Origin of the sequence: Gilliamella sp. B2923 (genome assembly GCF_026536565.1) — a bacterium.
Classification (GTDB): Bacteria; Pseudomonadota; Gammaproteobacteria; order Enterobacterales; family Orbaceae; genus Gilliamella.
On sequence record NZ_JAFNNZ010000005.1, the window covers coordinates 1 to 15708 of the forward strand.

9 protein-coding genes, 1 tRNA gene and 1 pseudogene are annotated in these 15708 nt (G+C 33.0%); 4 read left to right on the plus strand and 7 right to left on the minus strand.

Features of this window, described 5'->3' with window-relative positions:
• The first annotated feature begins 7 nt into the window (after nucleotides 1-7).
• Nucleotides 8-83, plus strand: a tRNA-Gly gene (locus J3U42_RS06845).
• A gap of 710 nt (nucleotides 84-793) precedes the next feature.
• On the opposite strand, the gene J3U42_RS06850 is transcribed toward J3U42_RS06845, so the two are convergent.
• Nucleotides 794-1360, minus strand: a complete 567-nt coding sequence (locus J3U42_RS06850) for a hypothetical protein (RefSeq protein WP_267336043.1) — start codon at nucleotides 1358-1360, stop codon at nucleotides 794-796.
• 605 nt (nucleotides 1361-1965) lie between these two features.
• Here J3U42_RS06850 and J3U42_RS06855 point away from each other — a divergent pair.
• Nucleotides 1966-5490 (plus strand): AAA domain-containing protein, encoded by a 3525-nt coding sequence (locus J3U42_RS06855; protein ID WP_267336044.1) that lies wholly within the window; start codon nucleotides 1966-1968, stop codon nucleotides 5488-5490.
• A 341-nt stretch (nucleotides 5491-5831) separates the two neighbouring features.
• On the opposite strand, the gene J3U42_RS06860 is transcribed toward J3U42_RS06855, so the two are convergent.
• On the minus strand, nucleotides 5832-6071 hold the full coding sequence (locus J3U42_RS06860) for a hypothetical protein (protein ID WP_267336045.1): 240 nt from the start codon (nucleotides 6069-6071) through the stop codon (nucleotides 5832-5834).
• Nucleotides 6072-6313: 242 nt separating this feature from the next.
• Nucleotides 6314-6694 (minus strand): VOC family protein, encoded by a 381-nt coding sequence (locus tag J3U42_RS06865; RefSeq protein ID WP_267336046.1) that lies wholly within the window; start codon nucleotides 6692-6694, stop codon nucleotides 6314-6316.
• A gap of 126 nt (nucleotides 6695-6820) precedes the next feature.
• Between J3U42_RS06865 and J3U42_RS06870 the strand changes: the two genes are divergently transcribed.
• A complete protein-coding gene (locus J3U42_RS06870; protein WP_267336047.1) occupies nucleotides 6821-7780 on the plus strand; it encodes a helix-turn-helix transcriptional regulator in 960 nt (319 codons plus the stop codon).
• A gap of 17 nt (nucleotides 7781-7797) precedes the next feature.
• On the opposite strand, the pseudogene J3U42_RS06875 reads toward J3U42_RS06870, so the two are convergent.
• The 3 genes and pseudogenes from J3U42_RS06875 to J3U42_RS06885 form a co-directional block, all read right to left on the minus strand.
• Nucleotides 7798-8028 (minus strand): annotated as a pseudogene (locus J3U42_RS06875) (aldo/keto reductase); the annotation flags it as partial.
• Between the two features lie 157 nt (nucleotides 8029-8185).
• Nucleotides 8186-8695, minus strand: a complete 510-nt coding sequence (locus J3U42_RS06880) for a ClbS/DfsB family four-helix bundle protein (RefSeq protein ID WP_267329543.1) — start codon at nucleotides 8693-8695, stop codon at nucleotides 8186-8188.
• Nucleotides 8696-9022: 327 nt separating this feature from the next.
• A complete protein-coding gene (locus tag J3U42_RS06885; protein ID WP_267336049.1) occupies nucleotides 9023-10546 on the minus strand; it encodes a tannase/feruloyl esterase family alpha/beta hydrolase in 1524 nt (507 codons plus the stop codon).
• A gap of 725 nt (nucleotides 10547-11271) precedes the next feature.
• On the opposite strand from J3U42_RS06885, the gene J3U42_RS06890 reads away from it, so the two are divergent.
• A complete protein-coding gene (locus tag J3U42_RS06890) occupies nucleotides 11272-13185 on the plus strand; it encodes an enterotoxin (protein ID WP_324169864.1) in 1914 nt (637 codons plus the stop codon).
• Between the two features lie 123 nt (nucleotides 13186-13308).
• Here J3U42_RS06890 and J3U42_RS06895 read toward each other — a convergent pair whose 3' ends face one another.
• Complete coding sequence (locus J3U42_RS06895; RefSeq protein WP_267336050.1) at nucleotides 13309-15651, minus strand: TonB-dependent hemoglobin/transferrin/lactoferrin family receptor; 2343 nt, start codon at nucleotides 15649-15651, stop codon at nucleotides 13309-13311.
• Nucleotides 15652-15708: the final 57 nt, after the last annotated feature.

Sequence of the window (15708 nt, forward strand, 5' to 3'; positions counted from 1 at the left end):
CTCTTATGCGGGAATAGCTCAGTTGGTAGAGCGCAACCTTGCCAAGGTTGAGGTCGCGAGTTCGAACCTCGTTTCCCGCTCCAATATCGCGTTTAAAAACTTCTCTATACATCTTTTATTCATTAAGAAATCGAGCGGTTTACGTTTTATCTGTCCGTATAGGTTTTTATTAATATCGATACATTTAAGATAAAATGAATTGTTACTTGTATGAGTATCTGTTCTGTTCCTTTATTACCCAGTAATAATTCTCTATCTATTGCTGGGTTGTTTATGTTGTTTATTTTAAGGTAATAATCATTTTATTATTGAATCGTATCATCAAGTTCATGGCTGATGCAGTCTGAACTCTTTAATGATAAATGATAATTTTCAACACAATAGTTGTTAATACGCCCCTTTCATGCGGTTTGATGATTTGGAAAACGGAATCTAAAAAACAAACTTTAAACATTTAAAGATGGTAACGGTCTTTAGTTATTAGTCGATACTAATTGAAGTCGTTGGCATTTACGTTATTATTGGCTAAAAAACAACAAATGATTTGTTTTATTGAATATTCTAAAATAATTTCAAAAAAGGTATATATTAAAGTTTTTGACATACGGCAGAAACTTTTACAAGGAATTGATCCTCAAAACTTAACAAGTCAGACAGGCAGGATAAGCTAAAAACTGGGACAACATATAGCACAATTCCGTATAACTAACGCCTCACTATGCTTCGTTATCGAATCCTACGCAGGTCATACCTGTGTAAGATTGGCACGAAGGAAGGAAAAAAGTAAATTTATCTAGATATAGCCTTTTTTATGCAAACATATACTCATTTTTTTCTGAGCTTCTTTACGATTATTTTCTAAATAATCTACAAGAGAATCTGGATATGAAGAATTTTTAGAAAAAACATCAAACTGAATTTGTAAGCATTCGAAATAATATATTTTATCAAGTTTTATTAAATATATAAACGCTAAATCACCCTTCTTAAGTTTTGTTGATTTTAATTTTGTTTCTACATTAACCAATTGATTGTTTGTAATATTGTCTAGAAGGACTTTTATCTTTTTTTTATCTTTTTTAAGATCCATATAATATTGATCAATAATAAAATTATCTTCAAGACTATCCCAACTTAGTACAATATCATCTCCAAACTCGATATTGAATATATTTTCATTGTTCTTTTTAGTATCTAAAGTTATCATTCCACCATTAATAGTAAATTCATGTGCAGTCTTGTTTTTACTACACCCAATAAAAAACATACATATACAAGAAATTAAAATTAAATTTTTCATATTATTAATAATTAAGTTTTCTCTAAAAAATGGGATTTTATTTGCAATGTTTTCATCCATTTCGGTAAAATGATTAAAAGCGCTATCTTACAAATAACAAATTATGATACCGTTGTTTAACGCTTTTATCTATTCTGATGCCGGATGAGATTTAGGTAAATCGTACAACAAATCACATGTTACACCTAGTGGTGCCAAAATTGTAGTAATATCTCTCCTAATGGGTCATCATAAATAACATCAAACTAAAAATACCGTTTTTGCATTCTTTACATTAGATTTGATAGTGAATATGATGTAAGTCATAATAGAAGATAGAACAATCATTTTTATATGGATAATTTTCAAAAAATACTGAAAAATTAGATTGAAGTCTTCTATAAAACGTCTAAAAACAACAAATAAAACCACTCTAAAACAGATAATCGAAAGCAGTAATAATTAAGCGCTTTTGCAAAATATATAAAGTTTTAGATTTAAAAAGTCGATTCTCAACCTATTATTCTGAGAAACGGCTATATTTATAAGAGTTATTTCAACTATTTAAAAAAATTAATGTATAAATTTAATAAAGCAATAGAAGAATTATTAATTTAATGAATAATAAAATTCACGTACTATCGTAGATGTTTTTTAAATGGATGCTAGATAAAAAAGGATAATTTATGGAGAAAAATGCTCAATTTTTTGCTGGTTATTGGCGAAATTCTTTAGTCGATGCTGTTTTTGCCAAAGGTGGCTTAGATAGCAAGGACATTGAGCAGTTTATCACATGTGATTCAATTGTATGGGAAAAAGGTCAGATTAGCGATGAGTTAACTAAAAAACTTTTTCAAGATGAGTCAAAGGATTGCAGAACTATTGAGATTGTATTAAGACCCCGAATTTATCGAAATAGAACTGAACATGCTTATGCCAAAAAAGATATCCCCGAATATGTTGTACCAATAGCGACCAATGCATTGTTGGCGAGAAATGGCCGACTATATCCCCTTAGGAATCATACTATCATATCCCGCGACATTTTAGAGCCGCTGGTAAAAGGATCCTTTTCAATAGGTTCAGTAGATAGTCTTGATAGTTATTTAACATCCAATATTGTGTCTGGTATTGGCTATCAAGAAGATGAGCAAGGTAATTGTGAACTAACCGATGAGAAATATGCTGTTGCTTGGAATACCTATTTAAAACATTGTGATTCACTACTAAAAGCCATTGCTCAAAATTGGCTTGAAAGCGATAATACTTTTGAGTTGTTGAATGATGGTTACATTATCAAGAAAGATATTGTCAAAAATGCAGCAATGCATATAGTTTCATTATATGATCAATTACGTCAATCTACTGATGACATCCCTCTTTTTAGCAAATTAGCCTCAAAACAGGCAACCATAAAACAACCTTGTTTAGCTAGCAATAGTCTTTTTTCAAAACGTTTGGCTCATTCAGGCGATAAATTTCCTTTAGCTGATGCACAACGAGATGCACTGAATCATTTATTAAATACAGAAAATGGTGAAATTTTAGCTGTGAATGGTCCACCAGGAACAGGAAAAACAACAATGCTACTTTCTGTAGTGGCTTCACTATGGGCAAAACATGCATTAGATGAAAGTGAACCTCCGGTCATCGTAGCTGCTTCCACCAATAATCAAGCTGTTACCAACGTCATCGATGCTTTTGGAAAAGACTTTTCTGTAGGGAAAGGATTTTTTGCAGGAAGATGGTTACCCGACATTGATAGCTTTGGCGCCTATTACCCTTCTCTAAGTAAAGCTGATAAAGTTGAAAATATATATCAGACCGAATCTTTCTTCAATCATATTGAAACTCATCAATACTATGATAAGGCAAAACAGCACTATATCAATTGCGCTCTAAATACTTTTCCTGAGTTGAATGCAAAAGATTGTTCTGTCAAAGATATCATTAATAAACTCCACCAAATTTTAAAAATAGAAGTTGCTAAATTAGAACAAATTGAAAATTCATGGCTAAACTTATCAAACATACGCCAAACAATACAACAGCTTTATGGTGAGCCTATAACACAAACTAAAGCTAAATATGAACAACTGTTGCAAACTGAACAAGAAACAAAAAGTAACTGGCAAAATGTAGAAACATCTTGGCAGAAATATCTTGCTAATGAAAGCATATGGTATTCACTATTTTCATGGATACCACCAGTAGCTCAAAAACGTTTATTAAAAGCCAAGCTTTTTCTTAAAAAGATATGGCCTGCCGAACAAGCACAACGGCAATGGCAAACGATAAGCAGTATTTCCCTGTTTGTTGAAGGTAAAATTGACTCACAGGAGCTGATAATACAAAAAAATAAAAAAGTTATAAAAGAGATAGATGATTTTTGCTTGAAGTTGGAAAAGTCTCTGTATGATTGGAATGTTGCATTACAGCCTTTAGGTATAACTGATAAAAACCAAGAAATAACATTAACCCAAGTTGACAGTATTACAGATCTTCAAATTCGTTTTAAAGTATTCTTACTGACAACTCATTATTGGGAAGGTCGTTGGTTAATGGATATGGAAGAACTGCTTCCATACTTAGAAGAGTGGAAAAGAAAAACTGGCTATAAACCTACTAAGAAACGTTGGCATTTGCGAATGAAGATCACCCCTTGTATTGTCTCCACCTTTTTTATGTTACCAGCTAAATTTACCTACATTGGAGCAGAGTATAAAAAGAATTATCTATATAATTTTGCTGATTTATTAATCGTGGACGAAGCAGGACAAGTTTTACCTGAAGTGGCCGGAGCATCATTTTCCTTAAGTAAAAAAGCATTGGTTATTGGCGACACATTCCAAACTGAACCTATTTGGTCAATCCCACCTAAAGTCGATATCGGTAATATGCAAAACGCTAAAATTATTTGTAGTGCAGATATTGAAAAAGAATATGAATTTCTGAAACATTTAGGAAAAACGGCCTCCTCCGGTAGTGTGATGAGAATTGCTCAACAAGCTTCAAAATATCACTATGATCAAGATATGGAGCCGGGAATGTTTTTGTATGAGCATCGCCGCTGTTACGATGAAATCATTGTTTTTTGCAATGAATTAGTCTATAAAGGCAAACTTAAACCAATGCGGGGAAGCGCATCTGAAAAGACAGCGTTTCCTGCGTTAGGTTACTTACATATTGATGGTATCTGCCAAAAGATCAGTTCCGGAAGCCGTATCAATAAGCTTGAAGCGACAGTCATTGCCAAATGGCTTACAGAGAATAAAGAGATATTAGAAAACCAATACAAGGAGCCAATAAATAAAATTGTTGGTATTGTTACCCCTTTTGGTGCTCAAGTAGCAGAAATAAAAAGAGTAATTAGGGAATCAAAATGCGGTATAAACATTGATGATGAAGAAGATTCATTAACTGTCGGTACAATTCATTCCCTACAAGGAGCTGAAAGAAAGCTCATTATCTTTTCACCTGTTTATTCAAAACATGCCAATGGCGATTTCATTGATGATAAACCTAGCATGTTGAATGTGGCGATTTCACGAGCAAAGGATAGCTTTTTAGTTTTTGGTGATATGGATATATTCGACCCCATTTCAAAAACACCGAGAGGTATTCTGGCCAAATACTTGTTCGCCAATGAAGATAATGAATTGTCTTTTAACTATATCGCTAGGGAAGATTTAACTAATTCAAGCAATGTGGATTATCTGGTTCTTAATGGTGCAAAAGAACATGATGCATTTCTCCAAAATTCTATTAAAAATGCTGAAAAAGAGATACTTATTGTCTCACCATGGGTTAGATTAGCGGCTATTAAAAGCACCAATATATTAAATATCATGGAAATAGCTGTAAAAAAAGGCGTCAAAGTTTCTGTCTATACAGATAAACAACTAAATTTCTCTTACTGTAATAATGAAAAACGAGAAGAACTAAAAAAAGAACTGTCTAACATTATGACAGAGTTTAAAAATAAAGGTATCGAAGCTAAATATGTTAACAATGTACATAGTAAATTGTTGATTAAAGACAATGATCTGTTGTGTGTAGGTTCATTTAACTGGCTTGGCGCTCAAAGAAAAGGTAAATATGTAAGACATGAAACGTCTATCGTTTATCAAGGTAAAAGTAATAATATTGACAATGAAATTAAACTTCTCAAGGGTAGCTTTGAAAGTCGTTTTTTTACAACAACTGAATAATATTTGCATTAGAAATGATAATCAATGATAAAAAAACAATGGTGGTAGGCAATATTTTTTAATATAAGAATTATTTACAAATGGAAGCAAAATAGATATTGAATCTTTGCAATCTATCTTGCTCGCCTCCATGAAGAAAAGAAACTCTATAAAGTAGATATTGAGAAGTAAATCTTTGCATATATGGCACAGCTTCTTGCTGTTATTAGAATGGGTTAAATCCAATCTGATTAACAGCAGGAATGATTGTAGTTAAATTAGCTAATCGATCAGGTTAAAAATTACTTACGCCAATAGATCGAGTTTTACCTGCTGAATGATGCGCTTACGCACGATGAACATTACCGTAAAAAAGTGGAAATAATCGAAGAAAATGTAACATCACTAATAAATTCTTTTAATTCATTATATTTATCTGTATTTTCTTTCTTCAGTTTTTTAATGGCATCCTTTTCGTTTTCAGCTTGAATCTCAATATCTAATTTTTTATAAATATTATTGTCTAATTTATTTGTATCTATTTCATCTTTATCAAGAATCACTAATTTTTCATCTTTTATGAAGAATAAAAATGTTCTCATATAATCACCATGTTAAATTTTCTTGCTCCTGATAGCATCGTCTTTTTTATCAGGCGCCATAATCCATTCTAAAAAACTGACATTACCACAACTTTGAAGGATCAATTTAATCTTTTGCTGCTTGTCTCGCCATTAGGTTTGGTGGTGGAGCCAATCAGTTTTTTAGAATTGTAGCTTCATTTTAAGATGACTTAAATAAATTTTTTAAAGCACCAATTGTTTTAATTTCTTAAGATAATTTTTTATTCAAATTTTGAAGTGTCGGTAGCACAAACACGGAGTCGATGACCATCAGGATCATTTCCTACAAATGTGTATCCGAAATCGAGCATTTGGGGTTCAAGTTCAATTTTAACGTTTAGTTTTTTCCATGCAGAATAAATCGCATCTACATCATTTTTTGTTACATCACTAAAAGACAACTCAAAACCCCCATAATGATTAGGTGCCTTTGGCGTTATTTTATCAGCCTCTTGAAGGCCCAAAATAAAATTATCATTTAATAAAAATACAGCAAAACCAGGATAAGTTTTAACAGGTGGGCGCCCTAGTATTTTTGTGTAAAACTCTGTGCTAGCATCGACATCTTTGACATAAACAATAACGCTATTGGGTTTAAACATTTTTCTTTCCTTTTGGTGATAAAAATTAGTTTAAAGAATTTTAGTTATCTCTATTTTGATGTAGCATTGCTGACAACCGCATGTCATATTTAAAATTCAATCTAAATTATTTTGCAAACATAAAGCATGAAAATTAATCGTATAATTACTATCATCATGGTATTGCTTCAAAGAGAAAAAATAACTGGTAAAGAATTAGCAGAAAAATTAAATGTATCATTGCGTACTATTTACCGAGATATACAAGTTATTGAGGGAGCCGGTATACCCATTATTACCTATCAAGGAAGTGCCGGTGGAATAAGTATTTTAAAAAATTATAAAATTAGTAAAGGTCTATTCACTAAAGAAGATGTCATTGTTTTATTAAAAGGTCTCAACTTATTATCCTCACCGGTTTTAAAAGAAAGTGAAAATTTAAGAACACTCGAGAAAATAAAGAGTTTTTTATCAGAACAAGAACTTGATGAAGTGACAAATAACTTAAATCAACTTATTGTTGATTTATCGCCTTGGTTTTCCAAACAAAATATTGATAACAAAATATCTATTATAAGACTGGCACTGAAAGAGCAAATGCTTTTATCGTTTGATTATTTAAGTGTTAGGAATAAACAAGCCTCACGTTTAATTGAGCCATATAAACTTATTTTTAAGGAAAAAGAATGGTATTTACAAGCTTTTTGTCTAACTAAAAATGACTTTCGTGTATTTAAATTGTCAAAAATGTCAAACATTAGAAAAACAAACACTAAATTTATTAAGCAGACAACGCCTGAAGCATTCTCTTTATTCCAAGCGGATATGAAAAAAAAGATTTTTAAAATAAAATTGCTAATAGATGAATCGCTTTTGGAACGTATTTTAGATTTTTGTGATGAAAAAGATATTCAGAAACTAAATGGACAACAGTATCTTGTAGATTTTAACTTTATTGATGATGACTACAGTTATGGCATTTTACTAAGCTTAGGTCATAAATGTATTTGTTTAGAGCCTGAGCATATACGTCAAAAACTCATTGAACGAGCGGAAAAATTAGTCAAATCTTACGAAGAAACTGTCAATCCATTTATGTCAAATTAGCCTCAATAACTAAAAATTTAAACATCTAATCTCCGGCATGTTAACCATTTTACTTTTTGCGGATCTCGATGATCAAAAAATTGACTTGTATTTGTATCAAGCGCTGCTATTTGTTGCATATCATTATCCGAAAGCTCAAAATCCCAGATATCTTGATTTTCAATTATACGCTCTTTACGCACAGATTTAGCCAAGCTTGCAATGCCTCTTTGTGCTAACCAACGCAATACCACTTGCCCTATTGTCTTACTATTAATACTCGGCGATGAGCTAATATGTAAAGATTTTATATAAGCCTAAAGGGCCTAAAGGGTAACTTTTCACCTTTCTATTACCCAAATACCAAAAATGGCTATGACTTTTAATTTACCTACTATATGTAGGTATTTTTTATCAGATACACATTTATTGCGTTAATTTTTTCCATTTTCTGATTTTAGTCCGAAAACTTTTGAAGGGAGCAACCGAGTTGATGTGAATAAATCTTGCAACAGTCCAGCTTTCAGGATAAGGCTTAGTCCAATTCCTGCTATCTTTTATAAATAGTGTCTCCTCCGACAATGAACCAATCCAGCCAGTCCAAATATCGACCGCTTGTTCAAAGTGCTGTATAAGCTCTTTTAAAGATAATTCTTTATATGCTTGATAGAATGACTGATAAAGCTTACCTAATTGATTCCATTTGTAACCTTTGGCAGGTAAAATGGGAATCTCTCCCGAGAGTTCGGTATCATCCCATGACTTTACTAACGCTAACCAACCTAGTTGATAAGCAATCATTTGAGCCGGTGTTTTATCAACACCATCCACTAAATTATCTTTTTTATCTTCAGGGACCGTTTTAAACTCTTCAATAAATAACTCAGCCGTTTTATTGATTTCATCTAATAATTGCTTTTTGTCCTGATAGATCATAGTTAGTTCTCCGTTAACCCAATTAACTTAGCTATTGTATGTTATAAGTATCTTACCCATTAATCAAGTAAACCGATACTGTGAAATTAAGGAAGAACATAAACCAACAAACAATAATGATAATGTAGGTAAAACAATATGGACTAATGAAAATTTTTCATTAATCAGAATCAACCATGATTTGACTCATAATATTTTTATATCCGTGTGTGATGATGATTGCAGGAGTTTTTATAGGATAAAATCTAATCTAACAGAAAGCTGATATATCGCCAACTGTTAGATTAATATTAAATAAACCTTAAGTATTGTATCTAATTAGGGTATTTACTGACACTCAAAATTAGTCGGATTATTGGTATCTCCTTTTCCTTTATAAACTGTTTTTTGCGGATATGGGCATAATGGTCGTTGTAAAGTAATTTGATCTTTTTCTATTTTCTGGGCTGTAAGTGTTGTTGGCGGCTGTTTGTTTTCGACCCAATTTACCAGTGATTGAAAACCATTAATCTTATCTGCACCCTCCCCACCTTTACAATGATCAACACCTGGTGCCATGTAAAGTTTCAAAAATTCGTCTGTATCATTCTGTCCGCCCATTATTTTTAATACCCGATTGTAATAATGAATTGTTCCTTTCGGTGGTATCAACTTATCATCCCAACCGTGCCAAATAATCATTTTTCCGCCTAAATGCTTAAATTGGCTTAAATCAGCATTATCAGTACCGATAATGGGCCTATATAGATCGACTGAGTCATTAAAATAGTTTTCAAATCCTTTATAACCTAATTGTTTCCAATCAACAGTAGGATTTTGGTTGATCCAGTATTTCAAATAATCAACCGGAATAGGAAAAGGTGTACTTCCGGCTAAAGCATCCATTTGTACAGTCGGCTCTATGCCATACCATAAAAATTGTCCTGTTTTAGTCGTTGGGCCTTGCCAAATTTTTCTTAATGCGACAATTTCATTATTATTTAATCCCTGCTGTTTTAAAAATTCATCAGTTATTTCAAGCGAAGCTGGATCGTCGATAATGCCGTCTTTAATCCCATCTTGTTCATCGGCTAAATTTATAATTGCTTGGCGTACTTTATCTAATTTCGCTAAATCAATTGGCTGCCCTAGCTCTTCTTGCATGACAATTTGTGGCCATAATTCTGAAGGAAGAAATTTATCCCATTGTATGGCCGGTGCGGTAATATATAATCCATTGTAATCAGCTGGAAATTTTTGTGCTTCCATTAACCCTTGACGACCGCCAGTTGAACAACCATTCCAATAAGAAAAACTTGGCATTTGACCATAATAGTTTTCAATAACCTGCTTGGCTTTAATTGTCATTTCATGCACACTACGATAAGCGAAATCGGCAATAGCATCTGCTTGTAGCTGGTTATTTTTGAATACAAAATTTCCCTCTAAAAGATTACCTTGATGTCCGGTGTCTGTTGCAACAGTTGCATAACCGTCCTTAACAGCTACAGCTAACTCATCAAAAGGAATAAAACCTGCATAACCGCCTCCTCCAATAGCTTGTAACCGATGATTCCACTGTGTCGGTAACCAAACTTCTATATTAATTTCCGGCTGAATGGCTAATTCCACTCGACAAAACTGTGGAAGCCCCGTTATCACGTTATTTTCTGCGCCCCTCAGCGTATCAGCTAATTTTGTTAAAGGCGTAAATCGCTCTTCAATAAGCTCGCTTTTTATGACTTTAGCATTGTCAAATTTCATTTCCGTCAACGCATTACAACGCTCAACGATTGAATCGGGTGACACAGCTAAAGCTATATTACTGATTTGACTTAATAACGAAATAAATAAAAGACTATATTTCATCATTCCCTATCCTCCTACTAATTTATGAAAAACCTTTTCAAGATGATTTCATATTAGTCTTTAACTATATTGCTGACAATAAAAATGCGCATAAACTATGCGCGACTTCAAATAATTAATTTAGCGAAGCAAATAAGGGGGAATTTATCAGTGATTGAGTCAACGCATTATTATTATGAATTTAGAATATCAAATAACCTAAATGTTTATAACTGTTTGAAAAGGCAAATCTCTGTTACAGAGAGATTTAATATTATGTGAGTTTGTTGATATGTTAATAAAATAAATATCGATATAGAGAAAATATTTCCCTCTGCTCATCGCCTTTTTTCTTTATCAATAAAATATGCATTTATAGTCAATTCTAAAAAAAATAAACCTATAAAATTAAATTCCGGGCAAAAAAAATCAAAATTTTTTCGAACTGTGATCTTCATCACGCTAGATATTAAAAGCAGGATTTGGTAAGTTGATGTCATTTTCTTTCAGTTTTTATAAACCAAATCTTCTCTAATTCATAGGTTAGCTCTAATAAAAATCATTTTTTGTTTTTTTAAAGTCTGAATAGTTATTTTTCATTTGTTGTTAAACAAAAGTATTTTTTCCATTTTTTAAAATCCTAATAATTTGTAATAAAGATCACAATTTCATAATGCACCTGTGCCTATACTACAGATAACTTTGGTAGTTGAAGTCACCAAACTTTGTTTAATATTAAGGAGATTGAAATGAAAAAATCTTTAAAAAAATGGATCAAACTGGGATTACTTTCCTCATTATGTTTGCCCATAAGTTCTGCTTTCGCAGATGATTATCAATTATCTGGTCAAAATACTCAAATCAAGATTAGCAATAGTGATGATAAAAAAAGTATTACTGTTTTTAAAATTATTAACCCCAAAAACAACGATTTAATTGATGTCAAAACATTATTTGAAATCACATTAGATTCCGGTCAGAAATTAACGGATAAAGATTTTAGTTTAGACAGTCTACAGCAAAAAGATAATAGTATTTATTTAAACTATAATGGCCATAATATGACCATTGAAACGGTTCTTAATTTACAAGACGACAAGCATTTTGCCAGCTACGAATTACAAATTACCCCAAAAAAAGATGCGCTTTCAATGACATCTATTTCATTGATGCCATTTCATTCTCAAGCCCCTTTTGTTTATGGTTCTGTGGTTAGCTCTCCAATAATTAGCGACACCTTTTTTATCATTCCTGAAAATCCATTAACCAATACTGTGGCTTACGAAGGTGGTGTTTCGCAAAAAATTCCTCAAGCAATCCCGCTACAAGCCAACCATACTCTAAGTTATAAAACTTATATTGGTACTTATGAAAATGGTCAGTTAAGACGTAATATAAATCAATTTATTGATAATGTTAGAGAGCGCCCTTACCAACCTTATCTACACTATAATTCGTGGCTAGATATTGGATTTTTCAACCCTTATACTGAAAAAGAAGCCCTATTACGCATTGATCAATATGGTCAAGAATTAGTGGAAAAACGTCATGTTAAACTAGATGGTTATCTGTTTGATGATGGATGGGATAACTTGAAGAGTAACTGGGGCTTTGGTGATAATTTTCCTGATGAGTTTAAAAAGTTAAAGGTAGCATCAGAAAAATATCTCGCCTCACTTGGCATTTGGTTATCACCATGGGGCGGATATAATAAACCACGTGATACTCGAGTCGCTAATGCTGCAACTTTTGGTTATGAGACAATGGACGGTAAATTAGCACTATCTGGTCCAAAGTATTATGCGAATTTCCATAAACGTATTTTAGAATTAATCAATAATCAAAATATTACCATGTTCAAACTTGATGGTACTGGTAATGCCGATAAAGTAATTAAAGGCAGTCAATTTACCAGTGATTTCGATGCTGCGATTCATTTAATTAAAGATATGCGTGAAGCTAATCATAATTTATATATTAATCTAACGACTGGTACTCAAGCGACACCTTCTTGGCTATTTTATGCCGATTCAATTTGGCGTGGTGGCGATGATGTAAACTATTATGGTCCGGGTAGTAAAGTACAACAGTGGTTAACTTATCGTGATGCAGAAACTTACCGCTCAATAGTATTGAAAGGTCCATTATTTCCTTTAAATTCATTAATGTTACACGGTATTGTTTATGCTAAACAGGCTAAACATTTACAACAGGAAAGTGCTACTGATTTCGCCGATCAAGTTTGGAGTTATTTTGGTACCGGAACACAATTACAAGAGTTGTATATCACACCGGAACTATTAAGTGCTCAAGATTGGGATACGCTTGCCGCTGCCGCACAATGGTCGAGAGATAATCAAAAGGTTTTATTTGACACTCATTGGATTGGAAAAGATCCTACAAAACTAGGCGTATATGGCTGGGCTGGTTGGACACCGGATAAATCCATTATCACATTACGCAATCCTTCAGATAAACAACAAGTTTATTACCTTGATTTACAAAATGATTTAGAGTTACCTGAAAATGCCGGTCAGACCTTCAAAATTAGCATTGATTATCATAGTCAATCTTATGCTCAAAAGCCGACATCAATTGAAAAATCAGCAATGATTACACTCGATCCTTTTGAAACAGTTATTATGTCTTTAACTCCGCAGTAATTTTAAATGATGCCTTATTTAATATAAATAAGGCATCAACACTTCGTTTTTTCAACAAGTATCCTGCAATACTTTTTCAATTATTTTAAACTTACCAATTAACAGTTTAATGTTAGATAAGTATTAAAATTTATATGAAAAACTTGCTTTAAAGTTGCGTGCTAAACCATAAGTATTTTCACCTAAATATAGTCGATAATCTTTGTTAAAGATATTATCAACGGCCAGTTTAACTTCAGCTTTTGGTAAAAATGTTGGCTGCCAGGTTGCAAATAAATTATGTAATGAATAACCTGATGAACGACCTAAACCATACGCGTCAAGATCAGCAAGTCCATCATGATTTCTATCTTCTGACCCTGTTCGATCTTGTTTTCTGACAAATTGAGCATTCCAACCTGCTCTTAAATTCCATTGAGGAATTTTAAAACCGGTAGTTAAAGTTGCTGTACGAGGTGAAATTGTCGCAACATAAGTTTTGTTATGCATCCATGGAGCTTGTGGCGCGGTGTCTCGCTCTCCTTTTTGAATGGAATAAGTTGCACTGGCAAACCAATATTTACTATCATAAAAAGTTTCTAGTTCAAATCCGTTTACCACTAACTTACCGGGCAGATTTCGATAATTAGATTGGCCAACCGGACACGATTTACCGGGTCCACAAATAGAGCCATTAAAACCACGAGTAACAAAAATTTCGTTAGTAACACGCTGTCTAAATAATGTGCTTCGAACTTGTAATTTATCATCGTCTAACATTAGATTATTGAAATCGAGGATATTTCCCACTCGAATCGACAAATCACGCTCTTTTTTTAAATTGCGACTGGTTGCAGAGATTTTACCACTACCACCATTTTTAGGTGTGAATTGAACCTCATAAGTTTCATCAATAGTCGGTGCTTGCCATGCATAGCTGATATCACCGAAAAATCCGATATTTTCTGTCGCTTGCCAATATGAACCCAGTCTAGGTGTCCAACCGGCATAGGTAACAGGCGAATAATTATGTCCATAACGAGGATCCGGATCATTATAAGCTGATGCATAATTTTTCTTACCGTGATTACGAACATAATCGTATCGAAGGCTTGGCGTTAAGACAAAATTGCTAATCGATAATTCATCTTGTAGATAAAAACTATAATTTTGTTGTTTTCCGGAAGGCATATAAGCAGGTTGGAAATAACCATGATTATAATTTGGTTTTTTCTCATAATTTTTGTAATACATCAACGTATCACGATCATGCAAATGCACTTGCGCACCAATTTTTAGAACATTATCAATTGGCCCTGTAGTAAAAATACTGTTATTTTCAAGCTCAACGGTTTTATCAGTGTAACTGACCCAACTCTCATTGCCCATGGTACCTAAAGAAGAAACCGGATTATATTTGGCCGGCCTCGTGTCATGTTGCTTTGTTTTTGAATATGTGGCACGTAAGGTAAAATCGACTAACGGATTATAAGTTGGTTGATAGTTCCATTTAAATTGCGCTGATTCATCTGTTTGATCACGTTTGACTAATTTTCTTAGCCAAGCTGCTTTATATCCATATTTTTTAATTTGAGCAGGCGTTGGCGGCGTCATCTTTTCGACATATTTTGCTGCCCATGGCTGCCATGAATCTCGTTTTGAGCGGATACCGGATATCGTGAACGTATGCTCTTCATTAGGTCTAAAATTTAATTTCCCCATATAGGTGTCCATATCATCTTCTGAGAATACAAATCGAGAACCATCCGGTCTTTTAAAATTGCCACTATCGCGGTTAGTGTAGTAAAACAGTCCATCAAACATATCATCTTTTGTTCTACCGTAAACAGCAGTTGTTACCATATTTTGATGATTATTTGAATGGAAACTATATTTAACTAAGGCACCAACATATTTATCAGGATCGAGTAAATCAATCGCATCTTTAGTTTCCATAGTTACTACCCCACCAAATCCACCATTACCAAATTTGACATCATGCGGGCCTTTATTCACTTCAATCCGTTTAAGTAATTCAGGTTCAACAAAAACCGAGCCTTGTTGGTATTTTTGGAAACCTTTTTGTGCGCCATCAACAATAATTTTTACATCTTCTACTTTACCAAATCCCCAAATATTTAACGTCTGTCCACCGGGTCTAACCGAACCGGCGGCGCTCACGCCTGGTAATGTATTGAGTAATTCAGCTACATTATCTGCTTGTTTTTGATCTATCAAACCTGATGTAAGTGTTGATCGCCCCGCAATAACGCTATTAATTTTTTTCAATTGATCTTGTGAGTTTGATCTTGCTATAACGGTAATAACATCATCGATATCTTCACTATTTACGTTACTTTTATTCCTTTTTGTCTGTAATTCTTGTTCATCTTTGTTTTCTGATGAAATATTCTCACCAGTTGAAGATTCTGCTTGAAGAGAAAAACTCATACAGAGTAACAGTATACTTATTTTCTTATATCCCATACTTAGTTCCTTTTAAAAAGCATAGTTATTAAATAAACACAACTAAATTAATATTAC